The 26,262-nt window shown below is 62.8% G+C and carries 20 protein-coding genes; 11 read left to right on the top strand and 9 right to left on the bottom strand.

The genetic code is table 11. The features are described from left to right. The first annotated feature begins 7 nt into the window (after nt 1-7). Nucleotides 8-130, top strand: a complete 123-nt coding sequence (locus NN5_RS25640; RefSeq protein WP_373280325.1) for a membrane dipeptidase — start codon at nt 8-10, stop codon at nt 128-130. Nucleotides 131-160: 30 nt separating this feature from the next. Here the strand turns inward: NN5_RS25640 and NN5_RS05080 are convergent, their stop codons facing one another. After that, on the bottom strand, nt 161-1,411 hold the full coding sequence (locus NN5_RS05080) for a cytochrome-c peroxidase (protein WP_067732935.1): 1,251 nt from the start codon (nt 1,409-1,411) through the stop codon (nt 161-163). A 131-nt stretch (nt 1,412-1,542) separates the two neighbouring features. On the opposite strand from NN5_RS05080, the gene NN5_RS05075 reads away from it, so the two are divergent. The 5 genes from NN5_RS05075 to NN5_RS05055 all read left to right on the top strand — a co-directional run bounded on the left by NN5_RS05075 (nt 1,543) and on the right by NN5_RS05055 (nt 6,548). Beyond that, nucleotides 1,543-1,839: a DUF4242 domain-containing protein gene (locus NN5_RS05075; RefSeq protein ID WP_067732934.1), complete on the top strand. Its 297-nt coding sequence runs from the start codon at nt 1,543-1,545 to the stop codon at nt 1,837-1,839. A gap of 39 nt (nt 1,840-1,878) precedes the next feature. Then, the gene (locus NN5_RS05070) at nt 1,879-2,526 is read left to right on the top strand and encodes a Crp/Fnr family transcriptional regulator (RefSeq protein WP_067732933.1); all 648 of its coding nucleotides are present in this window, start codon (nt 1,879-1,881) and stop codon (nt 2,524-2,526) included. Nucleotides 2,527-2,714: 188 nt separating this feature from the next. Further along, nucleotides 2,715-4,418 (top strand): TIR domain-containing protein, encoded by a 1,704-nt coding sequence (locus tag NN5_RS05065; protein ID WP_067732932.1) that lies wholly within the window; start codon nt 2,715-2,717, stop codon nt 4,416-4,418. A gap of 57 nt (nt 4,419-4,475) precedes the next feature. Beyond that, entirely contained in the window at nt 4,476-5,009 is a 534-nt protein-coding gene (locus tag NN5_RS05060; protein WP_157081015.1) for a hypothetical protein, read from the top strand. 42 nt (nt 5,010-5,051) lie between these two features. After that, a complete protein-coding gene (locus NN5_RS05055) occupies nt 5,052-6,548 on the top strand; it encodes a TRAFs-binding domain-containing protein (RefSeq protein WP_067732930.1) in 1,497 nt (498 codons plus the stop codon). On the opposite strand, the gene NN5_RS05050 is transcribed toward NN5_RS05055, so the two are convergent. Beyond that, nucleotides 6,525-7,187: a Crp/Fnr family transcriptional regulator gene (locus NN5_RS05050; protein ID WP_067732929.1), complete on the bottom strand. Its 663-nt coding sequence runs from the start codon at nt 7,185-7,187 to the stop codon at nt 6,525-6,527. The genes NN5_RS05055 and NN5_RS05050 overlap by 24 nt on opposite strands. A gap of 683 nt (nt 7,188-7,870) precedes the next feature. Here NN5_RS05050 and NN5_RS05045 point away from each other — a divergent pair. Together NN5_RS05045 and NN5_RS05040 are read left to right on the top strand one after the other, a co-directional pair. Continuing rightward, nucleotides 7,871-10,138 carry an NADP-dependent malic enzyme gene (locus NN5_RS05045; RefSeq protein WP_067732928.1) on the top strand — a complete coding sequence of 756 codons (2,268 nt, stop codon included), beginning with the start codon at nt 7,871-7,873 and terminating at the stop codon, nt 10,136-10,138. A gap of 208 nt (nt 10,139-10,346) precedes the next feature. Next, the gene (locus tag NN5_RS05040) at nt 10,347-10,598 is read left to right on the top strand and encodes a hypothetical protein (RefSeq protein ID WP_067732927.1); all 252 of its coding nucleotides are present in this window, start codon (nt 10,347-10,349) and stop codon (nt 10,596-10,598) included. A 76-nt stretch (nt 10,599-10,674) separates the two neighbouring features. Here the strand turns inward: NN5_RS05040 and NN5_RS05035 are convergent, their stop codons facing one another. Together NN5_RS05035 and NN5_RS05030 are read right to left on the bottom strand one after the other, a co-directional pair. Next, nucleotides 10,675-12,117 carry a methyl-accepting chemotaxis protein gene (locus tag NN5_RS05035; protein WP_067732926.1) on the bottom strand — a complete coding sequence of 481 codons (1,443 nt, stop codon included), beginning with the start codon at nt 12,115-12,117 and terminating at the stop codon, nt 10,675-10,677. A gap of 47 nt (nt 12,118-12,164) precedes the next feature. Further along, nucleotides 12,165-14,369, bottom strand: a complete 2,205-nt coding sequence (locus NN5_RS05030; protein WP_169800946.1) for a sensor domain-containing protein — start codon at nt 14,367-14,369, stop codon at nt 12,165-12,167. 253 nt (nt 14,370-14,622) lie between these two features. Here NN5_RS05030 and NN5_RS05025 point away from each other — a divergent pair, with 253 nt between their 5' ends. Continuing rightward, entirely contained in the window at nt 14,623-15,324 is a 702-nt protein-coding gene (locus NN5_RS05025) for a Crp/Fnr family transcriptional regulator (protein WP_067732924.1), read from the top strand. 48 nt (nt 15,325-15,372) lie between these two features. On the opposite strand, the gene ligD is transcribed toward NN5_RS05025, so the two are convergent. Continuing rightward, nucleotides 15,373-16,296: a non-homologous end-joining DNA ligase gene (ligD, locus tag NN5_RS05020; RefSeq protein WP_067732923.1), complete on the bottom strand. Its 924-nt coding sequence runs from the start codon at nt 16,294-16,296 to the stop codon at nt 15,373-15,375. Between the two features lie 120 nt (nt 16,297-16,416). Here ligD and NN5_RS05015 point away from each other — a divergent pair, with 120 nt between their 5' ends. Beyond that, a complete protein-coding gene (locus tag NN5_RS05015) occupies nt 16,417-17,031 on the top strand; it encodes a TetR/AcrR family transcriptional regulator (RefSeq protein WP_067732922.1) in 615 nt (204 codons plus the stop codon). A 403-nt stretch (nt 17,032-17,434) separates the two neighbouring features. Here the strand turns inward: NN5_RS05015 and NN5_RS05010 are convergent, their stop codons facing one another. Then, nucleotides 17,435-19,333, bottom strand: coding sequence for a CocE/NonD family hydrolase (locus NN5_RS05010; RefSeq protein WP_067732921.1), 1,899 nt, complete (start codon nt 19,331-19,333; stop codon nt 17,435-17,437). Nucleotides 19,334-19,848: 515 nt separating this feature from the next. Here NN5_RS05010 and NN5_RS05005 point away from each other — a divergent pair. Next, the gene (locus tag NN5_RS05005) at nt 19,849-20,757 is read left to right on the top strand and encodes a restriction endonuclease (RefSeq protein WP_067732920.1); all 909 of its coding nucleotides are present in this window, start codon (nt 19,849-19,851) and stop codon (nt 20,755-20,757) included. 144 nt (nt 20,758-20,901) lie between these two features. Here NN5_RS05005 and NN5_RS05000 read toward each other — a convergent pair whose 3' ends face one another. From NN5_RS05000 to NN5_RS04990, 3 genes are all read right to left on the bottom strand, one after another. Continuing rightward, nucleotides 20,902-21,141, bottom strand: coding sequence for a hypothetical protein (locus NN5_RS05000; protein WP_067732919.1), 240 nt, complete (start codon nt 21,139-21,141; stop codon nt 20,902-20,904). Between the two features lie 610 nt (nt 21,142-21,751). Beyond that, complete coding sequence (locus NN5_RS04995; protein WP_067732918.1) at nt 21,752-23,125, bottom strand: class II 3-deoxy-7-phosphoheptulonate synthase; 1,374 nt, start codon at nt 23,123-23,125, stop codon at nt 21,752-21,754. Nucleotides 23,126-23,302: 177 nt separating this feature from the next. Beyond that, the gene (locus NN5_RS04990; RefSeq protein ID WP_067732917.1) at nt 23,303-26,230 is read right to left on the bottom strand and encodes a M16 family metallopeptidase; all 2,928 of its coding nucleotides are present in this window, start codon (nt 26,228-26,230) and stop codon (nt 23,303-23,305) included. Nucleotides 26,231-26,262: the final 32 nt, after the last annotated feature.

Genomic DNA, 26,262 nt, shown 5'->3' with positions numbered 1-26,262 from the left:
GCCCAAAATCACCGCCGCGCTGCTCAAGGTGGGCTACACCAAGCAAGACCTGGCCAAGATCTGGGGCGGCAACGTGCTGCGCGTGATGCGCCAGGTCGAGGCCGCCGCCGATCCCAAGGCCGCCGAATAACGGCGCACCGGGAGAGGTCGCCGGGAAATCCTAAGGATCTGCGGAAAGGCTTTCGAGGAACAGGCGGATATCATCCACGTCGCTGTCGTGGATGATATCCGGCCTCAGGAACTGCAGGCGTCTGGCCGCAGGATTCCAGAGGGGCGATTGGCCGGTATCGGAGGCTCCGGGAAGGATCTCCTTTCTCCCGAGCTGCGCCCACATCATAATTCGGATGGCATCGCGCAACTCGGCAACGGAACCGTTGTGGAAGTAGGGTCCGGTCCGGGCGACATTGCGCAAGGATGGCGCGCGCCACAGGCCCGTCGATGCGCCCGGCCTCGCCGCCCCCAGATCATCCCGAAAGCGGTACTTGCGCAAACGCGGGTCATCCATGAAGACCGGGAAAGGCTTGAAAACGCCTGCAGGCGCGATCTGACCGGCCGAACTGAACGCAGGGTCGCGGTGGCATTCACGGCAGCCAAGGCCGGCAAACAGGGCCATGCCGCGCTGTTCCCGCTCATTCAGGGCAAACCTGTCGCCCCGCACGAAACGGTCATAGCGGCTTTCGCGGACCAGCGTGCGTTCGTAGGCGGCGATCGCCGTTGCCGCCAGATCGAGAGTGGGTTGGACGTGATCCCCGAACGCCTGGCGAAAAAGCGCGGGATACTGCCCGTCTTCCGATAGCGCTCTTTGGACGGAAGCACGGTCTGGCATAGCCATTTCGATGGGGTTGAGTATGGGCCCATGGGCTTGCTCTTCGAGAGAAGCCGCCCGCCCGTCCCAGAACTGGCGGGACAGGAGTGCGGCATTGAGCACGCTCGGCGCATTCCGCGTCCCGGCCTGATCGGCAATGCCGATTGACACGCGCTGCCCGTCATCGCCGCCCTGCGCGATATCGTGACACGAAGCGCATGAGATCTTGCCGTTTCGGGACAGGATGGGGTCCGAAAACAGCGAACGCCCTAAGGCGACGACATGCGCTTGTTCTTCGTTACCGCCACGCAGCGGCAAGGCCTTCCACGGCGCTGTCAGACTGCTGTCCGCGCGCCATTCGATGCGGACGGTTGATCTTGGGGCAATGCTGGAAGTCCGGTGCAAGGATGACAGGTTGTGCTCGGCGACAAGCAGCCCCGCGGCTTTGGCGGCGACAGTCAGGACGCCCATGCCCAGGCAGATTGCAAAGACGACTTTCCCGCCGCTGCCTGCCTGCAACCGGGCCGCGAGTTCCCAGGCGATTGCCGTCAACGCGAAAACCCCGGCGGCTGTGCCTATTGCCATCACGATAATCGGACTGGTCATGGTCTCTTCCTACCCTTCGGCAAGAGCATGGAGAGCCGGGCTACGAAGACTGTGACTTATGTTCCGGTCTCGGGATTTCAGGAGTGCGAGAAGCGCCGCAGCGCAATGCCGCGCGGAACCGGAGAGCACTCATGAAAATGTTCATCGACACTCACGACAAGGATCATGGAACGTTCCCGGCCGGGATTTCCCGGCTGGAATTCGCCGCCTTCTACAAGAGCTATCTCGAAGCCTGCGAGGCCGAAGGCGTCGTCAGCATGCGCATTCACGTCGGCCTCGATGAAGGCCGGGCCTTCTGCGTGAACCTGGCCCCCGATGCCGGAGCGGTGCGCCGGGCCCATGAACGCGTCGGCCTTGCCTTCGATAGCATCACCGAAGTCACCGACGCCTCTGCTTTCGACCTGTTCTCGCAGACCGTTCCCGCCTAGGGTCAGGCCATGTCAGGTAGCGCCGCAATCGAAAGGTCGATGCCGTTTCTGGACCGGCTGCAGCCGGATACCGTTGCGGCGCTTACCGGCAGCATTCGCGTGCACACATTTGCGCCGCGCACGATCCTTCTCCAGCCCGGAGACAGGGTCAGCGGCGTTTACTTCGTCTCGGAAGGCACGATCCGGATCTACTATGTCGATGCCGAAGGGCGCGAAGGCACGCTTTACCGGATCGAGCGGGGCGAAAGCTGCGTTCTCGCCCTCAACAGCCTGTTTTCCTCCATGCCCTATCCCGCCTGGGCCGAAGCCGGCGACGAAGGCGTCAGTTGCAGCGTTCTGGAGGGAACCGCCGCGCGGCGTATTCTGGCCGAGGACGAGACTTTCATGAACGTGCTTTTCGAGCAGGTCTCGACGCGCCTCTACACCCTGTTGCAGGATCTGGAACGCGCGATCCGCTTGCCGCTCGAAAAGCGGCTGGCAGGACTGCTGCTCGATCTTGCCGATGAGGCTGGCCGGGTGGCGCTCCCGCACGAACGGCTCGCCAACCATCTTGGCACTTCGCGTGAAGTCGTTTCCCGGATCATTCGCTCCCTGACCGCAGCGGGCGTGCTCCAGGGACGGTACGGCCTGACCGAAATCATCGACGCGCAGGCGCTGAGAAAAATATCCGATATGCACCAAAATTGAGGAAACCCGCTCCAAAAGCTGGAATTCCTCTGCATTTTGCCTTGCGAAATACGACCGGTTAGCGGCGGCTTTCCTTCCTTCCATTCCTTTCGAGGAAACGGTGCGATCGGCGATGGATGTGCAAGTCCAAACTTGCTAATCACTCCGCGTTCGAGTGAGCGGGCCGTAAACAAGCAATGGAAGGGCGGATGGAGACCGGGGCGTCATATCTGGCCTTTCTCAGTTACAGCCATAAGGATGTTCGCAGGGCCCGCCGTCTGCAGCGGCGGCTGGAGACCTACAAACTCCCCCATAGCCTGACGCTTGCGGATGGCTCCCGCCGTTTGGGCAACGTCTTTCGCGATCAGGACGAACTCGCCGCAGCCAGCGATCTTTCCGAAAGCGTGAAGGATGGAATTGCGCGTTCCGGCGCAATGATCGTCCTTTGCTCGCCTTCGGCCGCAGCCTCTCTCTGGGTGGACAAGGAAATCCGCCTGTTCCGGGAGGTCCACCCGACACGTCCGATCCTTGCCGCCATCATCGAGGGCGATCCGGACCACGCCTTTCCCCCAGCGCTGACCGAAGACGCCGAACCGCTCGCCGCCGATTTGCGGCCCGAAGGCGACGGTGAAAAACTGGGGACTCTCAAGCTGATCGCAGGCCTTTCCGGGGTGCAACTGGACCGGCTTGTACAACGCGACGCGCAGCGGAGAATGCGCCGTGTGACGGCCATCACGGTCATGTCGCTCATTATTGCGCTAGGCTTCGTCACGTTGTCGTTGTTTGCCTGGCGTGCCCAGCGCGAGGCGGAGCGGCAGCGAGCCGAAGCCGAAGGGATGGTCGAATTCATGCTGACCGATTTGCGGCAGCGCTTACGCAGCGTGGGCCGTCTGGACGTGCTGACGACCGTCAACAAACGCGCGATGAATTATTATCGGGCGCAAGGCAATCTGGATCGATTGCCTGACGAGAGCCTCGAACGGCGCGCACGCATTCTCCATGCCATGGGAGAGGATGACATCGCGCTGGGCGATCTTGCCGCGGCTCTGCAAAAGTTCAAGGAAGCGCACCGGACGACGGAATCGATCCTGAAGAAAGCGCCTGCGGATCCCGAGCGCATCTTCAATCATGCGCAGAGCGAGTTCTGGGTTGGCCAGGTCGACCAGTTGCAGGGGCAGTCCGAGGCGGCGCTGGGCCATTATCGCGCCTATCTGCGCCTGGCGAACAGACTGGTCGAACTGCAACCGGGGAAATCGCGCAGCCTGATGGAAGTCGGCTACGCGCTCAGCAACATCGCCGCCATTCAATACCAGTTCCAGAAGGACGATGTCGGCGCGATCCTGCACTATCAGATGTCGCTCGACTGGTTTTTGAAGGCACAGGCGCTGGATCCGGCATCGCTTGTGATCCGCAAGGAAATTGCCGAGCGTCACGCCAGAATATCCGACGTGCAGTTCGATCATGGCGACCTGGAGGCGGCGCGCTGGCACCGGGTTCGTCAACTTTCTCTCCTCAAACCGCTGATCCGGAACGATCCGCACAATGGCGATCTTGCCTATCAGACGCTGGTGGCCACGCGCGCCCTTGCCCGCATCGCCTTCATGAGCGGCAAGCTGACGGAAGCGTCCACCTTGGTGAAGGATGCGGAAACGCAGGCATTGCGGCTGCAAGAGCGCGATTCCCAGAACCAATTCTGGTTCGAACAGCACTTGCGCGTCCTCTCGGATGCCGCCGAAGTCGCGCATGCCCTTCACCAACCGGGCGAAGTCGCGCGGCTGACGAAAGAAGCCGACGAGATGATCAGCAAAGTCCACAGCGGCTCGGCAGCCGTTCCGGCATTTCGGGCTGAATCCATCCAGCGGCTGGATGCCATCGCCCGTCTAGACGCCAACTCTTCTAAAGCGAGGAATTAAATGATTTACGGAGACAGTGTTCGAATTGCCGGGCCCGGCAACGCCATCTCGCATGTCATGCTTCTCTATGTCGGCGTGCAGGACGAGAAATGGCTGGTCAGCCGCTGGTTCGCGCCCATTGGCGATGACGGACTGGAAGCCACCGAACAAAGACTGCTGAAGCTTGCCCAGGCGGACGATTCATCCGTCCCCGAATTCCAGGGTTATACCTTCGAGAACATCAGTTTTGTCGAGTACATGTGTTATTTCACAATTGTGCTCGATGCGCCCGGCTATAGCTTCCATGATGGCGAAGGCACGGACCCGATGCTGTTCCTGGAGAAGAAGGACAACTCCTCGCTGCCGCCGCCGCCGGCACCGGTCGCTCCCAACAAGAGCTTCTACGACCTCGAAGAAGTATCCGTCGGAACGTACCCCGCGCTGCGCAGCCGCAACTATATGCGCAACGGCAATGGTGAGCCGCTCAAGGAAGGCGAGACCATCGGATTCATCTTCAACCTCTATATTCGCGCCAATTACGTTCATGGGGATGGTTTCGGCGTCGTCCTCGCCATCGATCCTGACGGGACGAGCACTGGCCCACGCCTGTGAACGGGTGACTCCTTCACGACCCGTATGGAACAAGCGGCAGGCATGGACAGGGCTCGGCTCAACAGCATCACCCGGCTGGCCCGTGCGGGCGCGCTGGAACAGGCGTGGGCCCTGTTCCGCGCGGCCGGGCTTGATGCGCGTCTCGACGATCCCAACGCACTCACGCTCCATGGGCGACTGCTCAAGGACCGTGCAGCGCAGGCGGAGGGCGAGGCGCGGGAAGCCCTGCTGAACGACGCCATTGCCGCCTACGAGCGGGCATCCCACCTTTCCCGCGCGACTTATCCGTTGATCAACGCCGCCACGCTGGCCCTGCTTGCGGGGCGGCGTGAGCGCGCGCAGGCCCTGGCGCTGGAAACGCTGGCGCTGATCGACGGTGACGACTGCGCACCGGAAACCGCCTATTGGCTCGATGCGACAAGGGCAGAGGCTTGCCTGCTGCTCGGCCGCACACGGGAGGCAGAGACCATTCTCGGCCAGGCCGTGGAGAACCAGCCCGAGGCCTGGGAAGATCATGCCTCGACACTGCGCCAGTTCACCATGATTGCAGCAGCGATGGGGCAGTCAACAGCCTGGCTCGATCGGTATCGCCCTCCCCCTTCTATGCATTTCGACGGCATACTGGGCATTGCCGCGGACGATGCCGGGGCACGCGACGCGATCGCATCGAGCCTGCGCGAAATCCGTCCCGGCAATGTCGCCGGAGCGCTCGCGGCCGGTGCAGACATCATGATTGCCGAAGAGGCTCTGCGCCTCGGCGCGCACCTGCATGTGGTCTTGCCCTGCGCTCCCGAGCTGTTCCTCAAGGCATCCGTATTGCCGTGGGGATCTGCATGGGAAGCGCGCTTTGCGCATCTCATGGAGGAAGCCGTCTCGGTCCTGATACTCGATGACTGGCAGTCGCCCAGCCAGGCTTCGGTTTCGATCGCCCGGCAGGCGGCAATGGGCCTTGCCATCCGCGATGCCCGGCGCCTGCAATCTTCGGCAGTGGCTCTGCGCGTTCAGGACCTGGCCCTTCCGGAAGCGAAATCGGATGACGATGCCGACTGGGAACGGCATGGCTTTGAGGTACGCCGGATCGTCATCGAACGAAGCAACCTGAACAGCGCGGCGCTGCCATCCACCTCACAGGCCACGGCACTGCTGACACTGCCGGAGGCCTTGGCGCCGGAATTGCCCGCAGGGGGCAAGTGCCTGGCCAAACGCGACGGCTTTGCCGTGCTTGCCTTTTCCACGATCGCCGAGGGTGTGGAGGCAGCCAAGGATCTCGTCGCACGGCATCCGAAAGCCCGGCTGGGGCTGGACTATTGCGCGATGTCCGATGCCAATCCAGCAGATCCTTTCGACCGCGGCCTCCCCCTCTCATCGGCGGATGTCAAAGGCGCGATTGCTCTCAGTGAAGCCGCCGCGCTCGCCCTGACCCTGCAGATGCCCGCAGCCAACGTCGAACCCATGGGCAGCATTCGCGGCGCGACCGGTGAATTGCCGATCTACGGGCTTTTTCCCGATCGCGTATCAGGCAATCAGCTCCGCAAGTAATCTGGGGGCCACAATTTCGAGCGCTTCGTCCGTGCGGCGGACAATTCCGCGGCGGGCCAGTGACGCGATGGCCCGCGATGCGGTTTCGCGCGTTGTATGCACGGTAAGCGCGAGCGCGGACAAGACCGGCGGCGGGGCGATCCGGTGGGTATCGCCTGCCAGCCGCAACAGTTCGGCATAGACCCGGCCGTTGGCACTGAGTGTCGTCCTTGCCGCCATCCGATCGAGCAGGGAGTCGAGCTGTCTGGCCAGCAGCACGGAGAGCCCTTGCCCCACGTCCGCATTGCTCCGGGCGAGATCGACAAGCGCGGCGGTCCTGATGGAAAAGAGCGTCAGCGCCCCCATGGCAACGAAATCCGTGCGAAGCGCGGCCGGCTCGGGATAGCAGCCGAACAGTTCTCCGGGACCATAGGATGCCAGCAGGATAAGCTGCCCGTCGGGCGCATTGATCTGTGCCTGGGCAATACCGTCAACGACCAGCCAGCAATGATGGGCAATATCGCCCTGACGGGCAACCACGCCCTTGGCGGGAACGCTCAATTCCCTGACTGCGGCGCCGAGTGCGGCCGCAGCCTCGCGACTGCAGGAAAATACCGACTGCATCACGGCCAGCCGTTCGGCTTCGAGCAAGCTGTTCATCCCCCGTGAAGAATTGCCAGCCCACCCAATATCCGGGGATGTGGTCTGTCAACTGCCTTGTCGGGCAGCATTGCCGAAAAAAATGGCCCAGCGAACCCAAAGCCCGCCAGGCCAAAGTTATATCGGAAGTCAGACAAAGCATCTGAATTCCTCGGGTCGCACCGTATGCCTAGAGCACCAGGCGAATCTTGCGCGTGATCGCCGTCACGCATGGTATTTTTTGCCGCGCCGCCCCCGGAACCCAGCCCGCGGGAGACGGCAGTGCCAAGGCTGACACCAATCTAATGCGAAGCTCTCCATACATGGTCGAGCTAACGGGCTCTCATTGTCTTGCTTAGGTTGGCAACGGATACGGAAAGCGGTTTCGCCGCGATCCGGAAAAATTCCCGAGGATGGCCTGCACCGGCCCCATCAGCCCGGCCCGATCCGGATCGGAGCGCTTTCAAGGTCGAACCGCACCATCCTCACGTCGGACTCTGCGAAAACACCTCCGAAACAGCGGCGCAGCCGATCGGCTCACCCAGCCGGCTTTATTCGCATGGGGGCTGGACTTCCCCTGCGGAAAGCATATCGGGACCTACGCGAAGGTAAGGCCGCATTGGATTGTCAGCGCCTGTAATTCTTGTGCGGCTGCTGTTAAGGGCAGGCCTTCGATCGCTCGAAACCGGAAAATCAGGACACTCATGGACGATACGCTTCGCCGCGCGGCACTCGACTATCACCGCCTCCCCTCCCCCGGGAAGATCGCCATCGAGCCGACGAAGCGCATGGTCAACCAACGTGATCTGGCGCTGGCCTATTCGCCGGGCGTGGCCGCCCCTTGCGAGGAAATCGCGGCCGATGCCAGCAAGGCGATGGACTACACCGCGCGCGGCAACCTCGTCGCCGTCATCACCAACGGCACCGCCGTCCTCGGTCTCGGCGCGATCGGCGCACTGGCGTCGAAGCCGGTGATGGAAGGCAAGGGCGTGCTGTTCAAGAAGTTCGCCGATATCGACGTCTTCGACATCGAGGTCGATACCACCGATCCCGAGAAGTTCGTCGAGGCCGTCGCCCTGCTCGAACCGACATTCGGCGGCATCAACCTCGAAGACATCAAGGCGCCCGAATGCTTCGCGATCGAAGCGGCCCTGCGCGAACGGATGGGCATTCCGGTCTTCCACGACGACCAGCACGGCACTGCGATCGTGGTGGCTGCGGCCGTGCGCAACGCGCTGGTGCTGCAGGGCAAGACGCTGGCAGAGGCCAAGCTCGTCACTTCGGGTGCGGGCGCGGCGGCGCTCGCCTGCGTCGACCTGCTCGTATCGATGGGCCTGCCGGTCGAGAACGTGACGCTGACCGACAAGGACGGCGTGATCCACGCAGGGCGTGAAGGCATGTTGCCCAACATGGCACGCTATGCCCGCACCACCAACGCGCGCGCCCTGCCCGACGTACTGCCCGGCGCCAACGTCTTCCTCGGCCTTTCCGCGCCCGGCGTGCTCAAGCCGGAATGGCTGCCGCTGCTGGCCGAGAACCCACTGATCTTCGCGCTCGCCAATCCCGAGCCCGAGATTCTTCCCGATGTCGCGCGCGCAGCGCGGCCCGACGCCATCGTCGCCACCGGCCGTTCGGATTTCCCGAACCAGGTCAACAACGTGCTGTGCTTCCCCTACATCTTCCGCGGCGCCCTTGACGTGGGGGCGACGGCGATCAACGAGGCGATGAAAGTGGCCGCGGCCGAGGCCATCGCTTCGCTGGCGCGTCTGCCCGCACACGAGAGCGTCTCGCAGGCCTATGGCGGCAGCAAGCTGGCGTTCGGCCCCGAATACATCATCCCCACGCCGTTCGACCCGCGCCTGATCGTCGAGATCGCACCCGCCGTCGCCAAGGCGGCGATGGACACCGGCGTTGCGACCCGGCCGGTCGATGTCGAGACCTACCGCCGATCCCTCGCGCAGAAGAACACCCGCTCGGCCCAAGTCATGCTGCCGGTCTTCCAGGGCGCCCGCGGCACCCACACCCGCATTGCCTATGGCGAAGGCGAGGACGAACGCGTGCTGCGTGCGATCCAGGATGCTCTCGATGACGGCATTGTCAGCCCGGTCATCGTCGCCCGCCGCCGCATCCTCAAGGAACGCCTGCCTTCGCTGGGCCTGCGCTTCGAACTCGACCGGGACGTGGAAGTGATCGACCCGGAGACCGACGAGGCGCTGATGAGCGAACTCGTCGAGGCCTATCGCGGGGTTGCCGGGCGCAAGGGCGTGCCGGCGCCCGAGGCGATCCGTCACGTCCACCGCCGACCCACGGTCACGGCCGCGATGCTGCTGCGCACCGGCCGGGTCGATGCCGCGCTGGTCGGCGGCAATTCCGAGTACTGGGGGCAAGTCAAGCACGTGCTGCGGGTCATCGACCGCCAGCCCGGCGTGCAGCGTGTCTATGCGCTTTCAGGCCTGATCCTCGATGCCGGCGCACTGTTCCTCACCGACACGCACATGGTCTCCGAACCGACGCCGGAGCAGATCGCCGAGATGACCTTGCTGGCCAGCCAGGAACTGCGCCACTTCGGCCTCGACCCGCGCGTGGCCCTGCTGTCGCACTCGAACTTCGGCGCCTCGCACAGCCCGAGCGCGCGCAAGATGCGGTCCGCGCTGGCGATCCTGCGCGAGATGGCCCCCAACCTTGCCGTCGATGGCGAGATGCATGCCGACGCAGCGCTTTCCCAGCCGCTGCGCGAACGCCTCATCACGGACAGCCGGTTCGAGGGATCGGCCAACCTGCTGGTCATGCCCAACCTCGATGCGGCCAACATTACCCTCACCGCCCTGGCCGCGACATCGAACACAGCCACCGTCGGGCCGATGCTGATGGGCCTTTCGCAACCGATCCACGTGCTGACTCCGGGGGCGACTTCGCGCACGATCCTCAACCTCAGCGCCATCGCGGCTTCGGAAGTACTCACCAAAGCATAAGCGCGGCGCGGGATTGGAAAAGGGCTCTGGATCGAAAAACGGCGCGCGCCTTTCCACGCGATCGGCGCCGCCAGAATGTTAAAGAATTCGCAAGCGCCTCGCAGTAACAGATAATCCTGTTTTCGAAGCCATGAGCAGATGCCATATCCGTGAAACACCTGATTCGGGGAATTCACCAAGAGCAAAGATGGGGATTGGGTTAAACTGAATGCCGATCCATATCAGAGATATTGGCGACAGCGCCGGCGAAGGCCATGAACTTAAACTGGCTTATTTCGACGACGGCAATGTCATTCTGCACTCGCACAACCCCGATACCGGCGAGGGGCAACGCATTGTCATTATGGAAGATCAGTGGCGCCTGATCTGGGAATCTCTTCTGGAGATCTACGGAAAAGACAAATGCTGCTTTTTCAGTGGGAAAGGCCTCTGCCTTCCCCGTCGCTCGGACGTCAACTAGCCGTTTCCCGGCGTCTTCGGCATTCCACCATTCCTTTCCTTGCCGCGCCGAAGATTTCACGGCTCGACCACTCCATTCACGCCACAAGCCTGTGATCAGCGGAGGTCCCGGCGCGCGTCCGGCCAATATTGAAACGGCTGACCAGCACGGCAACACGATCGGCCTGATCCTGGAGGCTGCGCGCAGCGGCCGAGGTCTGCTCGACCATTGCGGCATTCTGCTGGGTCATTTCGTCCATGCCGGAAACGGCCGCATTGACCTGGGCTATGCTATTGGCCTGGAACTGGGCCTTGTCGGCAATCTGCTGGACCTGATCCACGACTTGTCCGACCTGCGAGACGATGTGCTCGAAGGCATTGCCGGTCTTGCCCACCAGGTCCACGCCGACCTGCACTTGCGATGCACTCTGGCCGATCAGCATCTTGATATCCTTGGCCGCCTCGGCCGCCCGTTGCGCCAGCCCGCGCACTTCGTTGGCGACAACCGCGAAGCCCTTGCCTGACTCCCCGGCGCGCGCCGCCTCGACACCCGCGTTGAGCGCCAACAGGTTGGTCTGAAAGGCAATGCCATCGATCACCTCGACGATCTGTCCGATCTCGCCCGAACTCCTGTCGATCCCGGTCATGGCATCGACTGCCCCAAGCACGATCCGTCCACCTTCGCTGGCGTCGTGATTGGCCTTCACGGTCGTATCGCGGGCAGAGTGGGCCGTGACCGCGGTGTGCTGAACGGAGCCGGTGAGTTCCCGCATGGCTGCGGCAGTTTCCTCGATGGAGGCCGCCTGCTGTTCGGTACGCGCTGCCAGATCCGCCGAAGCAGCGTTGATTTCCGCCGCACCGGTGCGGATCGTGTCGAACGTTTCGGTCACGGAGGACAGCATCTCGCGCAGGGCAGCAACCGCTTCGGAAAAGTCTCTCCCCACTTGTTCGTAATCTTTGGGCAGCTCGCCGATTTCCACACAGAGATCGCCCTGGGCCACCCGGCGCAGGGCTTCGCCCAATTGCTGGATGACGGCCCGCTGTTCCTGTTCCTTCGTCGCGAAAATCGTCGTCACCGCAATGTCCATGTCCAGCAACGCGATCTTGACGAGCCGGGCAACGATCGAGGCGATGCCCCGGACGGCGGGCAGTCGTCCCCACCAGGACCGGGCAATGGCCTTGTAGGTCAGCGCCCCCAGTATCTGCGCATAGGCCCCGAAGTAGAGGCTGGCATCGAGACCGATCCGCGCATGCACTTGCCCGATCTTCTCGGCCCGGACGACATAGGCCCCGTCCAGCGCGTTATCGAAAATCCCGCTCCAATGGGCCAGCTGCTTTTCGCCGGCATGATCCATCATCGCGCGCGACGCGAAAAACCGCTTCGCCTCGGGCGTTGCCTCGACCTTGTCGTAGAAGGCATCAATGGCCTGCGGCGCATGCTGGCGCAGCAGTTCGCCGATAAACCGGAACTCGCGGTCATTTCGGCTTTCGAGCCCGTAGAAGTCGAGCCTTTGTACGATCGTCGCAGATGCAGTGGACATGGCTGTTCCTTCGTCGAATTGAGAGAGAGGCTGGTTTCGAGAGCGGTTTAGAACGGTCGCCCGGCGCCGTTGGGATCGCGGTGCAGCGAAGGCCAGCTTCCCTGCTGCTCGGCCAGATATTCACGCGCAGCCGCTTCGTTCATGGGCTTGGCAAGCAGGTAGCCCTGGACGAAATCGCACCCCAGATTGGACAGTTCGCGATATTGCGCCGGTGTTTCCACGCCCTCGGCCACGACAGTGAAGCCAAGGCTGTGGGCCAGCGATATGATGGTTCGCACGATGATGCCGTCGTTCTTGCCTTCCAGCATCCCGGTGATGAACGAGCGGTCGATTTTCAAACGGTCGATGGGGAACCGCTTCAAGTGGATCAGCGAGGCGTACCCGGTTCCGAAATCGTCCAGCGCAACCGAAATTCCCGAAGCGTGGAGTTCCCGCAAGGAGAGCGCGATAGCGTCGGCAGACCGGTCGAGTATGACGTTTTCAGTGACTTCGATTTCGACATCCGCACCTTCGATGCCGTACTTGCGCATGAGTTCAAGCAAACGCGGGGCAAACTCCGGCTGCAGCAGCTGAGCGCTCGAAACATTGAAAGCGACAGTGCCGGGCTGCAGGTTCTCCCGCTTCAGGCAGGCAAGCGCGGCAAGCCCCTTGTCGATCACCTGATAGCCCACCTCGCAGATCAGCCCCGCCTCTTCGGCGGCTGAAATCAGCTCGGGCGGCGGGATATCCCGCCCTCCCGATTTCCAGCGCACCAGCGCTTCGAAACCATGGTGCCGGGCAAACCGGACATCGTTCTGCGGTTGCAGGGCCACGGCCAGTTCACCACGGGAAATCGCTTCCCGCAGCTTTTCGACCAGACGCTCGCGCCGCTGGCGTTCACGCCGCATGGAGCTGCTGTAAACGGTGCAACGGTTCCGGCCGGCAGACTTGGCCTGATAAAGGGCGAGATCTGCGTTCTTGAGCAATTCCTTCGGCGTAGCCCCGTCGCGAGGAAACAGCGATGCGCCGATACTGCCCGAAGGCACCACGCTCCGCCGCCCGAGCCTGGCGGGCTGCCCAAGAGTCTCCAGCAGCCCTTTAGCGGCCTTGCTCACATCACGCTGGTGATCCACGTCCCGCAGCAGAATGGCGAACTCGTCGCCGCCAAGGCGGGCAACCATGTCGACCTTTCGCACGGAAGCGCGGATGCGCTGGGCCACGATCTGCAGAAGCGTGTCACCCCCATCGTGCCCATGGCGATCGTTGACCGCCTTGAAGTCATCGAGATCGACAAGCATCAGAGCGAATTTCTTGTCCTGTCCCTGCCGGGACTGCGCATACCGCTTGAGGCGCCGCAGCAAGGCGCTGCGATTGGACAATCCCGTCAGGGCGTCCTTCTCGGCCTGATACTTGATCAGCAGTTCAGCGCGCTTCAGATCCGAAATATCGGTCTGTACCGATACGAAATTGCCCGATGTCGACCGCCGGTTGTTGATCTGAACCCATTGCTCGGCACCCAGCTGCCGGATAGAGGGTTTGGTCAGGCGCCGGCTGTCTTCCTTGCGCAAGTTCGGCCACAAATCGTCCAGTTCAGGCAATCGCTCGACCGGAACGGAAAGCGATCCGCGGCGCTGGACGTGCTCCTTGCCCGCCGGCGCATGGCCGTACAACTCGTGAAAGGCCCGGTTGCTGAACTGGAAATTGCCGTCGGAGTCAAAGGTAACGATGCCCGACGGCACCGCTTCGACGATGTCTCGCAGAAGATCCTCGGCCACTTCGCGCCGGCCCAGTTCCTTGACCAGCTCGGCTTCGGCCTGTTTGCGGTCGGTCACATCGAACCGGATCGACAGGTAGCCCGATACCTGCCCCTGCGGCTCCCGCAAGGGAACGATAGTCGTATCGACCCAATAGTGGCGCCCCGACTTGGCCCGGTTGCAAATATCCCCGCGCCAGATGGCGCCCTTTGAAATCGTCACCCACAGATTCCGGAAGAAACCCCGGTCGTGAAATCCACTATTCACCACACTATGTGGCCGGCCAATAAGTTCTTCGCGACAGTATTCACTGATCAGGCAAAATTGCCGGTTAACATCGACAATTCGTCCACGGAGGTCCGTCTTCGCAACGATGGCAGCGTTGTTGAGGGCTTCCTTGTAGGCCCGAAGCTCGTCGCAACCGTGCGGCACGCCGCCAGGCTGAACACCCCCGGAAACAGGCGCTGCGGCGCCTGCCCTTCCCCTATCTGCCAGTTCGCGCTCACGCCCCCGCGCCATTCGCACTCCTCCAAGACCAACTATCCGGCGATCTGCAGGAGATGGCCGGGCAGCAGCGAGCAGGTGCACAAACGCACACTGCCAAACCGCTTCTCCTTGTTCCGGCATACGATTTGCGCATATACATGCTCGAAAGGAGCACTTGCCTGCCAAAATCCGACACCAGTATTTTATATTTACGGTACCGTATATATGGATGGTGAATTTTTAGTTACCAAATTGCAGTAATTACGATTTCCGCCAAAGTCGGATAATGATGATAGCGACGCCTTCTCCAACACAACGAAACAACGCGATCTTCGATGCATTTCCGGCGGAGGCGCGTAGTTTTCTGGCGTCGCGACTGCTCACGAAGGCGATCATGTCGGGTGAGGTTCTTCACGAACCGGGCGCTCCGCTGATTCATGTCATCTTCCCCCACAGCGGGATCATTTCCCTTCAAGGGATGCTCAGTGATGGCCGAACCGTCGAATGCGTGTCGGTGGGCAATGACGGTCTCCTCGGCGTGGAGCACTTTCTGGGTGAGAAGGTCTTTCTGCACCATGCGGTAGTGACCATTTCCGGTTCGGCATCCTGGCTGCCGGTCACCGACCTTGGAGCGGCCCTTTCCCAGTTCACGCCTATCAGTGATGTCATGCAGCGCTGCTCTCTCAAGCGAATGCGCGAATCCATGCAGACGGCCGTCTGCGCCAGCGTCCATTCAGCCAGCCAGCGCGTCGCGACATGGCTGCTTCGCGCGCTGGACCGTACCGGCAGCAGCCATCTCGAACTGACACAGAGAACTCTGGCCAATGTCTTCGGGCTCAGACTTGCCACCATCAGCGACGCCTGCGGACGGCTCAACGGTGCGGGGGCCATCGATCAGGGCCGAGGCACTCTGACGATCATCGATCCGGCCAAGCTCCGGGAACTGTCCTGCGAGTGCTATGAATACCACACGAAACCGGCCACCTGACAAAGACGTTCCCGGCTTCCACAGTTGAGGTTCGCGCGGCCGGACGCGTCATCCCGCGCCGGGCAGCTCCTGGTCGGCGATCCCCCAGCCCTGCAAGTCATCACGCCGCGCCCGCTCGATCAGGGCATCCGTATCGAAAATCGAGAAGGCGGCCGCGTTCTCCAGCCCCTGCAGCTCTGCCCATGACACGGGCGCAGCGACCGGCGCCCCGGAACGGGCGCGCACGGAATAGGGTGCCACGGCCGTCGCCCCGCGCTGGTTCCGCAGCCAGTCGATGAAAATCTTCCCCTCACGCCTTACCTTGGCCATTGTCGCCACGAAGCGGTCCGGCTCGTCGCGGCTCAGCGCTTCCGCAAGGTCCCGCGCAAAGTCCTTATGGGCGTCCCAGCCATGCCCGCGCCGCAAAGGCACCACGACATGGATCCCCTTGCCGCCGGTCAGCATGGGAAAGCTGGCAAGCCCCTTGCCTTCAAGGCGCCTGCGCAGATCACCAGCCGCACGTTTGACTTCGGAGAAGGCCAGCCCTTCGTCCGGATCGAGATCGAAGATCATCCGGTCCGGCTGTTCGATGCTGCCTTCGTGGCAAGCCCAGATATGGAACTCGATCGTGCCCATCTGCACGCAATCGCGTAGCCCATCGCCGCTATCGAGGTAGATATAGGGCTTCGCCGCACCCGCCTTCTCGCGGATGGCGACATGGCGCACATGCTCGCCGAGACTGCCGCTGTCGTGCTTCTGGAAGAAACACGTCTCCGTCCGGCCCTGCGGACAGCGCAACAGGCTCACCGGGCGCCCGGTGAGGTGCGGCAGCATCAGCGAAGCGATCCGCGCGTAGTAATCCGCCAGATCCCCCTTTGTCTGCCCGGTGTCCGGAAAGATCACGCGCTCGCGGTGCGTGACCCCGCTGGCGCCCGGCGGATCGGCGGCACCTTGGCCCCGCGCAGACGCCCCCTCATCGCTCCGCTTGGTCAAGGAACGCTCCCCTTTTTTCAGACTCGCGTAAACCCCGGCATCGTCCGCCTCATTCCCGTGCGGGTCAATTCCCGCACGGCACTGGACGAAACGGTTACAGACAACTACATACCGATTGGTATGGAATGTTCTGCCACCACCAGCAAGGCACGCGGCCGGCCGCGGGAATTCGATCCCGACAAGGCACTTGCCTGTGCTTTGCGCGTGTTCTGGGAGCACGGCTACGAAGGCGCTTCGATGGCCGAGCTGACCGAGGCGATGGGCATCACCAAGCCGAGCCTCTATGCCTGCTTCGGCAACAAGGAAGCCCTCTTCAAGAAAGCGCTGGACCTCTATGAGCGCGAAAAGCTCTCTTACGTCCGCCGCGCGCTGGAAGCCTCCTCTGCGAAAGGAGTGGCAGAACGCCTGCTGAACGGAGCGCTGGAGACCCATTGCGGGGCGATCGATCCGCAAGGGTGCCTGGGCGTCATCAGCATGGTGGCCTGCGCGGCTGAAGCGCCCTCCCTGCGCGAGCACGTGATTGCCCGCCGCGTATCGTCCGAAGCGGCCGTTGTCGAACGGCTGGAACGCGCCAAGGCCGATGGTGATTTACCCGAGAGCATCGACCCGAAAGCACTGGCCCAATGCCTGACGACCGTCCTGCAAGGGCTTGCCGTCAAATCCCAGGGAGGTGCGAGCCGGGAAGACTTGCAGCATGTCGTCGACACCTTCCTGGCGATGTGGCCGGGACGCTGAAGCCGTACGGCAACGACGCCTGGGGAATTGGACGCTCGGTTCCCCGCTTGAAACCGGCCTCGAAGAACGGATTTACCGCCCGGTACAGAAAGGCGCTTGACCGCCTTCCCCGCACGAATATATACTCCTCAGTATAGAATTTAACCGCCTGACTCGCCGCATTGCGGGAGGATTGGCGGCTGAATTCTCAATGCCGGTACAGTCCGGCCGATTCCTGGAGCCTTTGCCCCCCCGAAAGGCTTCAGGCGATACGACTGCCATCAGCCGCAACGGCGGGCCTCGGCTTCGGCGTGCCCCAGACGGCTGCCAGGCCTGTTTCCCGGTGCCCCTTGCGCCGGGAAACGCCTCGGCGCGCGCCTCTCCCCCCATTCCGCCCGGGGCGCGCGCCGGGCACTGGCCGCTCTCAGTCCTTCGTGACCGGCAGCCAGACGGCACTGGCCGCATCGCCGCCATAGTGCACCGTTTCCGTCGCCTTCACATAGTCCTTGGGCATCGCCTCCATGATCGACGGCACCCATGTCTGCGGATTGCGGTCATAGAGCGGAAACAGGCTCGACTGGACCTGCACCATGATCCTGTGCCCCGGCAGGAACACATGATCGACATTGGGTAGCGACCACTTGAAGGCATAGGTCTTGCCCGGCTCCAGCGGTGCAGGCGTGGAGAACCCGTGCACGTAGCGGCCCCGGAAGATCTCGATGCCCAGCGCCAGTTCGTAACCGGCCATCACCGGATCAGCCGTGTTCTCCTCCGGATAGACGTCGATCAGCTTGACCACGTAGTCGCTGTCCTGCCCGGTGGTGGAGGCATGGAGATCGACCTTGGGCGCGCCCTTGATGTGCACCGGCTTGTCGAGAACGCCGGTGGAATAGGTCATCACGTCCGGCCGCCCGTCGACAAAGCGCTGGTCATGCACCAGCCACTGCCGCCACTCGTCGCCCGACAAGTGGATCGGACGCGGCAGCATCGGCACCGGCTTGGCCGGGTCAGACACATAGCTCTCGCTGCCCGCCTCCGGCTTGCTGAACGACAGCCCCGCGTTGGCGGCGAGATAGAGCGGCGTATAGGCCCCGTCCGGCCACTTCTGCGAGACCTCCCAGCGGTCCGTGCCCGTCGCGTAAGTCAGCACCGGCGGCGTGTTGCATTTGGGCGGGCTGGTCTTGAGATGACAGTCCAGAAACGGCTTCATGTAGCGCGTGCGGAACTGCAGCGCCGTGTCCCCCTCGAACTTGAGCGGCCCCAGTTCGCGCCCTTCGTAGTTCACTCCCGAATGGCGCCAGGGGCCAATCACGAGGCTGACCATGTCATTGGCCTTGTCCTGCGGCTCCAGCGCCCGATAGACCGCCGGGGCGCCATAGCTGTCCTCCTGATCCCATTGACCGACGACCAGCATGGTCGGCACGGTCAGCTTGCGGGCCGCCAGCAGCTTGTCGACCGCCTGCCCCTGCCACCAGGCGTCATAAGCGGGATGTTCGAGCACCTTGCGCACCACGGGCAGGTCCAGCAGACCATAGGCCTTGGCGTATTCCATCGCCGACCCGCCATTAAGGTAAGCCGTGTACTCGTCGCCCGTCCCCTTGGGCACACTGCCGCCCCCCTTCTCCACCGTCTGGCCGAGATCGTAGTCGAAGCCGAACGTGCGAAAAGCGCCATTGTGGAACCAGTCGTCGCCCATCCAGCCATCGACCATCGGGCTCTGCGGCACGGCGGCCTTGAGCGCGGGATGCGGATCGACCAACGCCATCAGCGACGTGAAGCCGAGATAGGACGACCCGGTGATACCCACCTTGCCGTTGCTTTCAGGCACGTTCTTCACCAGCCAGTCGATCGTATCATAGGCATCGGTGGCGTGATCGACCTTGGTCGGATTGAGCGGCCCGCGCAGCGGACGGTTCATCACATAATCGCCTTCCGAACGGCCGAGGCCGCGCACGTCCTGATAGACGCGGATGTAGCCGTCATCGACGAATTCCTTGTCCATCACCGGCAGGATCTCTTCGATCTTCTGGCTGCGGTTGCGCGTGGTCGCCCGCTGCGCGTCATAGGGCGTGCGGCTGAGCAGGATCGGCGCATTCTTCGTGCCCTTGCGGAAGACGATCACCGTGTAGAGCTTGGTCCCGTCGCGCATCGGGATCATCACTTCCCGCCGCACGAAATCGGCCTGCGGACGAACCCAGTCGTAGGACTCGACCTTCTCGTTCATCATGGTGTCGGTAGGCGCCGCAGCCCCGGTGGCGAGAGGGATGGCGGCCGTGGTGGAGAGCGCGAGGACAAGGCTCGCGGCGATCAGGGGGTGCTTCATACGCCATGGGTGGCGCGGGCGGGCAGCGCGGTCAAGCGCAAGCCTGCAAACCGCTATACGCGCCGCGCGCGGCCATGACCAAAATTCAATCCCCACCGAGCATACGTGCTTGCGGCGCGCATGAGTTTAGTTGATCAAACCCATGCGCGCCGCAGCCCCGTATATGTGGCCGAGCCCCGGGCGGTTCCCACGATCTGAAAGAGCCGGTGTGAACGTAACAGGCTCTGGCGATGTAGGAAAATCGAGCTTGGCACGGTGTCGGATTTGGGGCCGGTTGGCGACTGTCCGGTTTGGGGCGGGAACAATGCGATAGCTGTCGTTTGACCGGCATCGGCTCCCGACCAATTCAAGCCGTTCCACCAGGCGCGCGTGAATGGCCGCTCCTGCTGGGAACCTGCCACCAGCGTAGCGCGAAGCCGTCCAGCAGGCACGCGCCGTCATTGTGATCATGTTTCAAAAACTGTTGAACCTTCCGGTTTGCGCCCCCATGTTCCAACAAGAGTGAAGGGGATAGCATGACCAGCAAGAGTTTCGATTCGAAAGAATTGATGCGCGAGCTCCGGCCGAATACCCGGCTTTCGCTCAGCCTCGACAACGAGGCATTGAATCAGCTCGAAAACATTGCGCAGCAGCACGGTATCTCGAAAAGCGAGGTTATGCGCGCAGCCCTCAGGACGCTTGGTGACACTGAGCGCAGCATAAAATCCGACCAGCTCTCGCCTCAGCGCGATCTGAGCAGCAGGATCGCTGGTATAGGCGAGCGTCACCGCTTCCCCCGAAACGAGCGGTCGCACCCATTCGGAGAGCCAAAGAGCGATATCGCTCTGACGACGTGGATTTCGGATAGCGCCGAGGCTCTGGTCGTGCCCGCCAAGCAGAGACTGATCACACTGGACGAGCAAAACCAGCTCGCTAATCTCTCGCTACTCACGTCTGCTCTGGTTATTCCGGAGCGCCAAGTGACGCAAGGGGCGCAGATCAAAGCGAGCACCGTGATGTGGCACGCGATCGTAGATGTGCTGAGACGAGACTGGACCGAAGCCTACCGGATGCCGCCTCAAAAATTCGAGGAACTGATTGCCGGCGCCTTCGAGCGTGACGGCTATTCCAATGTCGTGCTGACCCCTCGCTCGGGCGATAATGGCCGCGACGTGATCGCGACCACGTCTGGTCCTGGCTGTGTTAAGGTAATCGCCTCGATCAAGCGTTATGCGGCGCACCACGAGGTTAGATATGACGACGTGCGCGCGCTGCTCGGTGTCATGCTGGGTGAGCCTGACGCTTCAAAAGGCATGATCATCACAACGTCGCACTTCCCGAAGGACTTGCCAGAGAAGGAGCAGTTCAAACCGTTCATTCCAACGCGGCTAGAACTGATGGATGGCAAGGGTACGTTAGACTGGCTATCACGACTCATCCGCTAGTCAGCCACCGACCCAGGTTGCGACGTTCCGACGCAGTGCCGGGAATGTCGGCTTCATCGCCGATACTGCCCGTAAGTAGAGGCGAGCGCATTGCATGCAACGCGTTCGCCCAAACCTGCCGGACTGTAACTTCGCTTGGCCGATTTAGGCCATGAGGAAGACTTGGCCGTTCGGAGCGACGGTCAAGTGGACGTTGGCTACGTGCGTGCCTTTGACGAAACTCGCATCGGCTTCGTAGAGTGAGAACGTGCCAGCTTGTTGTCCGACGTTTGGTTCCGCAACATAATTCCCAGCCTTGAGCGGTTGGCCCGCCGAGGCCCCACTCGAAAGAAGAAGCTGGAAGCTTTGGGCCAGAACGAGATTGATCGAAGAAACTGCAGCCACGTAAGATCTCCAAGTAAGCATTGAATTGCATGATGTCTAGCCATCATCCAGCTGCGCATTTAGGATAAAAATTTATTGAAAACAATGTTATATGTTGTTTCACGACCTTTCTTCGTAGCGAATTTCGATTGCATCTGCATGGGCGCTGATTGTCTTCACTGGCAGAAACTGCGCGATCTTGTCTAAGAAGCGTGCAGGGTCGTTAAGGCGGAACTGACCCGAGATATGGCCGGGGGTACATCCGGCACGGTTCGCTGGTTTTGCCGGATGCTCTCCCGTTCAACGGCGCCAGGGAATTTGCTAATGTCCGCTTCGGCGTAATTCGATCCCAAGAGTTGCCGTTCCGGTTTCCACAACAGATCAGGCATGGCTGATCGCCAGAACGGTTAGCGCGGGAACGACAGGTACGGGCGGATCCTACCGTTCAGCAAGGGTATCCCGACTGCCCGCAATGTCCCAGAACCGGTCTTGATTGGAGCGTCAGCTTTCAGGCCCGAGGAAATCTAGCCCGAATGGCTTACGTTAAGGCGCAAAGCGGACCGCCCACACGAAAAAGGGCGCGGAAAGCCTCAGCCTTCCGCGCCCTTTTCTCATTCCATAAGCCCCGAAATCAGGCAGCCTGCTTGTGCCGCTCGTTCGCTTCGAGGTTGAGCAGGTCGGCCATTTCGAAGGCCAGCTCGATCGACTGCGCGCCATTGAGGCGCGGGTCGCAGTGGGTGTGGTAGCGGTCGGCCAGCGTCGCATCGGTGATGGCGATGGCGCCGCCGGTGCACTCGGTCACGTCCTGCCCGGTCATCTCGATGTGGATGCCGCCCGCGTGCGTGCCTTCCGCGCGGTGGACCGCGAAGAATCCGCGCACTTCGGCCAGGATGCGGTCGAACGGACGGGTCTTGAAGCCGCTTTCCGCCTTGATGACGTTGCCGTGCATCGGATCGCACGACCACACCACCGGATGGCCTTCGGCCTTCACCGCGCGCACCAGCTTCGGCAGGCCGGCCTCGACCTTGTCATGGCCGAAGCGGCTGATCAGGGTCATGCGGCCGGGCTCGCGCGCCGGATTGAGCGTGTCGAGCATCCGCAGCAGCGCGTCCGGCTCCAGGCTGGGGCCGCACTTCATGCCGATCGGGTTGCCGACGCCGCGCAGGAACTCGACATGGGCCGAGCCTTCGAAGCGGGTACGGTCGCCGATCCACAGCATGTGGGCCGAGCAGTCGTACCAGTCGCCGGTCAGCGAATCCCGGCGGGTCAGCGCTTCCTCGTAAGGCAGCAGCAGCGCTTCGTGGCTGGTGTAGAAGCTGGTGCCCTGAAGCTGCGGCACGGTTTCCGGATCGACACCGCAGGCAGCCATGAATTCCAGCGCCTCGCCGATGCGATCGGCCATCTGCGCGAACTTCTCGCCCCAGGGGCTGCGGCCGATGTGCTCCATCGTCCACTGGTGCACCTGGCGCAAGTTGGCATAGCCGCCGCCCGCGAAAGCGCGCAGCAGGTTCAGCGTCGCCGACGACTGGGTGTAGGCGCGCAGCATCCGCTCGGGATCGTTGCGGCGCGATTCCTCGCCGAATTCGATGCCGTTGATGATGTCGCCGAAGTAGCTGGGCACTTCCAGATCGCCCTGCTTCTCGGTCGGAGCCGAGCGCGGCTTGGCGAACTGGCCGGCCATGCGGCCAACCTTCACCACCGGCTGCTTGCTGGCGAACGTGAGCACCACCGCCATCTGCAGCAGCACGCGGAAAGTGTCGCGGATGTTGTCGGCGCTGAATTCGGCGAAGCTTTCGGCGCAGTCCCCGCCCTGGAGCAGAAAACCGCGTCCGGCCGCCACTTCGGCGAGATCCGCCTTAAGCGCACGCGCCTCGCCGGCAAAGACCAGCGGCGGGAACTTTGCAAGCGTGGCCTCAACCTCGCTCAGCTTCTCCGCATCGCCATATACCGGAAGGTGGCGGGCTTCCTGTGCCTTCCAGCCGTCCGGGGTCCAATTGCTAGCCACGTTTCATACTCCTAGGCTCCGGCACACCGTGCACCGGAAAGAAAAACAAGAGGCGCCCCTTAGCGCCCGCGGGCAATTTTTGCAAAGCCGCTTTGCCCGATCACAGTGATCGGTTGCGCCAAGCACCTGCACAGGCCGATAATGCGGCGGCCCCGGAGACCGGCTCCCGAGCCCGGATCACCGCGCGGCGACGCTGGTCGTGTCGCCTTCGGGCATGACTTCCAGCCGCCACGAGTTGTTCTGGCCAAGATAGCGCGCGGCGAGCTGCTGCATCTTTTCAGGCGTGGTCACGGTATAGTCGCTCAGCACCGAGCGCACGCTGCCGATCCGCGAAGGATCGCTGGTCGCGCCTTCCAGCTGGCTCATGAAGAACGAGGTGCTGGACGCCGCGCGCGTCACTTGCTGGCGCAGCGGTTCGGTCACGCGCTCCAGTTCGTCGGCCGTCGGCGGATGGGCGATCAGGTCCTGCGCGATCTCGTCCGCGGTCTGGAAGAACACCGGCACCGACTTGGGATCGAGCTGCGCCATGGCCGTGATCGATCCGCCCTCCTGCAAGTCCACCGGCCAGGTCGAGAAGACATAGGGCGCGTAGGATACGCCCAGCTTCTCACGCACGGCATCGAGCAGGCGGTTGGTGAAAAGCTGCGTGAGGATTTCGAGCTGGCGCGATTCGCGGATACCCACCGAACCGCCGCCGGTCGGCCACGAGATCACCGCCGCCGCCTGATCGGGATCGCCGTGGTGATGCAGCACCACCGGCGTATTCGAAGGCTTGGGCACGGTAACTTCGGTCAGCTCGGAGGTCGAAGGGGCCGGGATGCGCGGCTTGAGCGCACCGAAGGTCTTTTCCAGCGCCTTGATCGCTGCCGCCTTGTCGAAATCGCCGAAGATCTGCACTTCGACCGGGCCTTGCGACAGGGCCTTGCTCCAGACCCGCTTGAAGCCTTCGGGCGTGGTCTTCTCGATCTCGGCCGGGGTCGGCGTGGCGAAGCGCATGTCCTTGCCGCGCTGGTAGAACTGCAAGTCGCGGTTGAGCACGCCCTGCGGCGAAGTCGCATAAGTATCGTACTGGATCTTGGCCGCCGCCTTGGCCCGCAGGAACGGGTTCACGTCCCACCGGGGCAGATCGAGCTTGGCCGCGAAGAGATAGAGCTGGTCGGCCAGATCCTGCGGGCGCGTTTCGGCGGAAAGCTCGAAGTTCGCGTCCTGCACGTCGAAATTGAAGCCCATCTTGCGGCCCGTCGCGACCCGGTCGAGGTCTTCCTGCCCCAGCGTGGCAAGGCCCGAACCGATCAGTGCATACTGGCCCAGCGCGATATAAGGCGCATCCTTGGGATCGATCGAGCGGTAGCCGCCGCCGAAGCGGACTTTCACCATCACCCGGCCCGGCTCTTCCTGAACCGGCCAGAGCAGAACCTTGACGCCGTTCGCGAAGGCCAGTTCCTCGATGTCGAGCAGACCGGTGGGGATATCGGCAACCGGTTCGGCTGGCGTGCCGACAGCGGGCAGCTTGTCGAACGAGACCGGTCCGGCTTCGGCCGCCATGCGGATGCTCTGGTCGGGCTTGACCGGCTCCGCCAGCGCCAGATGCAGTTCCGCGTCGGTAGCCTTGCCCGGCGCCTGGACCGTGAACAGTGCGCGTTCGACCGTGCCGGAGAACAGCTTGCGCGTGTGTTCAAGCACGGCCTCGGGCGTGAACAGCGGCTTCGAGCTGCGGAAGATGTTCAGCACATCGTCCGGCGCGGCCACGGTCTCACGGATGTCGAGCGCATTGACCAGATCGTCGGCCAGCTTGGAGCCCGGCAGGATGCGCTGCTGCTCGACGGGAACCTGAAAGGCCACGTCGAGTTCGGCGGCCTCGCGGTCGATCTCTTCCTGCGTCGGCGGGCGGGTTAGCGCATCGGCGATCACCGCGCGTACATCGTGCAGCGCCGCCTTCCAGTCATCGCCCAGCGGCGTGACCGAAATGAACGTGGCGTCAGCCGAGCGCGAGACATCGTCCTGATTGACCGAGGCCGACAGGAAGCTGCCCCCTGCCCGCGCCTTGGTTTCCAGGCGGCGGTTGATGACGGCCTGCGCGATCGAATCGATCATCAGCCCCTGATTATAGACGATCGTGTCGTCCACCTGCCGCCAGGGGCGCAGGATCGCGACCATCAGCGAGGGCGGCAGGTCGGGCTCGACCAGCACGCGCGTTTCGCCGACCGGGTTCTTCGGATCGGTGCCCTTGGGCGCGACGGGATCGCCGAAGCTGGGCGCCTGCGGCTTCGGTCCGGACGCTTGCCAGTCTCCGAACCACTTGCGCACATAGGATTCCAGCATGGCCGGATCGGCATCGCCCGCGACGATCACGGCCACATTGTCCGGCCGGTACCAGCGCGAATAGAACGCACGGACCGATTGCTGGGTCGCTGCCGTCAGGCTGGCGACCGTGCCGATCGGTTCGCGCTCGGACAATGGCTGCCCGGCGTAGAAGACCTCCTGCATGGCATTCTGCACGCGCTTCGCCGCGCCGCCCCGCTCGCGCATTTCCGCAAGCACGATCGGCAGGTCCTTCTTGAGGTTGGCCGCAGACAGCGTGGGCGCCGTCACCATGCCGGACATCAGCTTGAATGTTTCGTCCAGCGACGCGGGTGTCGCATTGGGCAGATCGAGCTGGAACACGGTCTGGGTCGTCGTGGTCTGCGCGTTGGTATCGCTGCCGAATGTCGCGCCCAGACGCTGGAACGCGGCAATCGCGGTGCCTTCGGCCAGATACTTCGACTGGCGGAACAGCATGTGCTCCAGCAAGTGCGCATAGCCGCGCTCGGAATCGGTTTCGTAGAGCGATCCGGCATCGACGCGGATGCGGATCGAGACCTGCCCCGGCGGCACCCCGTTTTTGCGCACGGCATACTTGAGCCCGTTGGGCAGTTCGCCGAAATGCCACGCCTTGTCGTGCGGCACGTCGCTGTTCTTGTAGAGCCAGGGCGCCTGCGTGTCGGCCAGCAGGGCCGATGGCGCAGCGGGCGCGTCGGCGTCCTGCGCGAGGACGGGCTGGACCGGAGCCTGAGCGAGAAGAACGAGGCAAGCAAGCGAGCAAGCGGCGCGCGGAAATTTTGTCATCGCGCAATCTATAGGGAGCCGATCCCTTAAGG

It is taken from the genome of Novosphingobium naphthalenivorans NBRC 102051 (assembly GCF_001590985.1).
Taxonomy (GTDB): Bacteria; Pseudomonadota; Alphaproteobacteria; order Sphingomonadales; family Sphingomonadaceae; genus Novosphingobium; species Novosphingobium naphthalenivorans.
Note: the sequence above shows the minus strand (reverse complement) of the source record. Positions and strands in the feature narration are given on the sequence as shown.

What these genes read in the sequence shown, in the direction of transcription:
- NN5_RS05035 (WP_067732926.1), bottom strand. Translation starts at nt 12,117, where the DNA reads ATGTCCACTGCATCTGCGACGATCGTACAAAGGCTCGACTTCTACGGG.
- NN5_RS05055 (WP_067732930.1), top strand. Translation starts at nt 5,052, where the DNA reads ATGGACAGGGCTCGGCTCAACAGCATCACCCGGCTGGCCCGTGCGGGC.
- NN5_RS05030 (WP_169800946.1), bottom strand. Translation starts at nt 14,369, where the DNA reads ATGGCGCGGGGGCGTGAGCGCGAACTGGCAGATAGGGGAAGGGCAGGC.
- NN5_RS05070 (WP_067732933.1), top strand. Translation starts at nt 1,879, where the DNA reads ATGCCGTTTCTGGACCGGCTGCAGCCGGATACCGTTGCGGCGCTTACC.
- NN5_RS04990 (WP_067732917.1), bottom strand. Translation starts at nt 26,230, where the DNA reads ATGACAAAATTTCCGCGCGCCGCTTGCTCGCTTGCTTGCCTCGTTCTT.
- NN5_RS05050 (WP_067732929.1), bottom strand. Translation starts at nt 7,187, where the DNA reads ATGAACAGCTTGCTCGAAGCCGAACGGCTGGCCGTGATGCAGTCGGTA.
- NN5_RS05060 (WP_157081015.1), top strand. Translation starts at nt 4,476, where the DNA reads ATGCTTCTCTATGTCGGCGTGCAGGACGAGAAATGGCTGGTCAGCCGC.
- NN5_RS05025 (WP_067732924.1), top strand. Translation starts at nt 14,623, where the DNA reads ATGATGATAGCGACGCCTTCTCCAACACAACGAAACAACGCGATCTTC.
- NN5_RS05005 (WP_067732920.1), top strand. Translation starts at nt 19,849, where the DNA reads ATGACCAGCAAGAGTTTCGATTCGAAAGAATTGATGCGCGAGCTCCGG.
- NN5_RS05045 (WP_067732928.1), top strand. Translation starts at nt 7,871, where the DNA reads ATGGACGATACGCTTCGCCGCGCGGCACTCGACTATCACCGCCTCCCC.
- NN5_RS05080 (WP_067732935.1), bottom strand. Translation starts at nt 1,411, where the DNA reads ATGACCAGTCCGATTATCGTGATGGCAATAGGCACAGCCGCCGGGGTT.
- NN5_RS05065 (WP_067732932.1), top strand. Translation starts at nt 2,715, where the DNA reads ATGGAGACCGGGGCGTCATATCTGGCCTTTCTCAGTTACAGCCATAAG.
- NN5_RS05015 (WP_067732922.1), top strand. Translation starts at nt 16,417, where the DNA reads ATGGAATGTTCTGCCACCACCAGCAAGGCACGCGGCCGGCCGCGGGAA.
- NN5_RS05010 (WP_067732921.1), bottom strand. Translation starts at nt 19,333, where the DNA reads ATGAAGCACCCCCTGATCGCCGCGAGCCTTGTCCTCGCGCTCTCCACC.
- NN5_RS05040 (WP_067732927.1), top strand. Translation starts at nt 10,347, where the DNA reads ATGCCGATCCATATCAGAGATATTGGCGACAGCGCCGGCGAAGGCCAT.
- NN5_RS05075 (WP_067732934.1), top strand. Translation starts at nt 1,543, where the DNA reads ATGAAAATGTTCATCGACACTCACGACAAGGATCATGGAACGTTCCCG.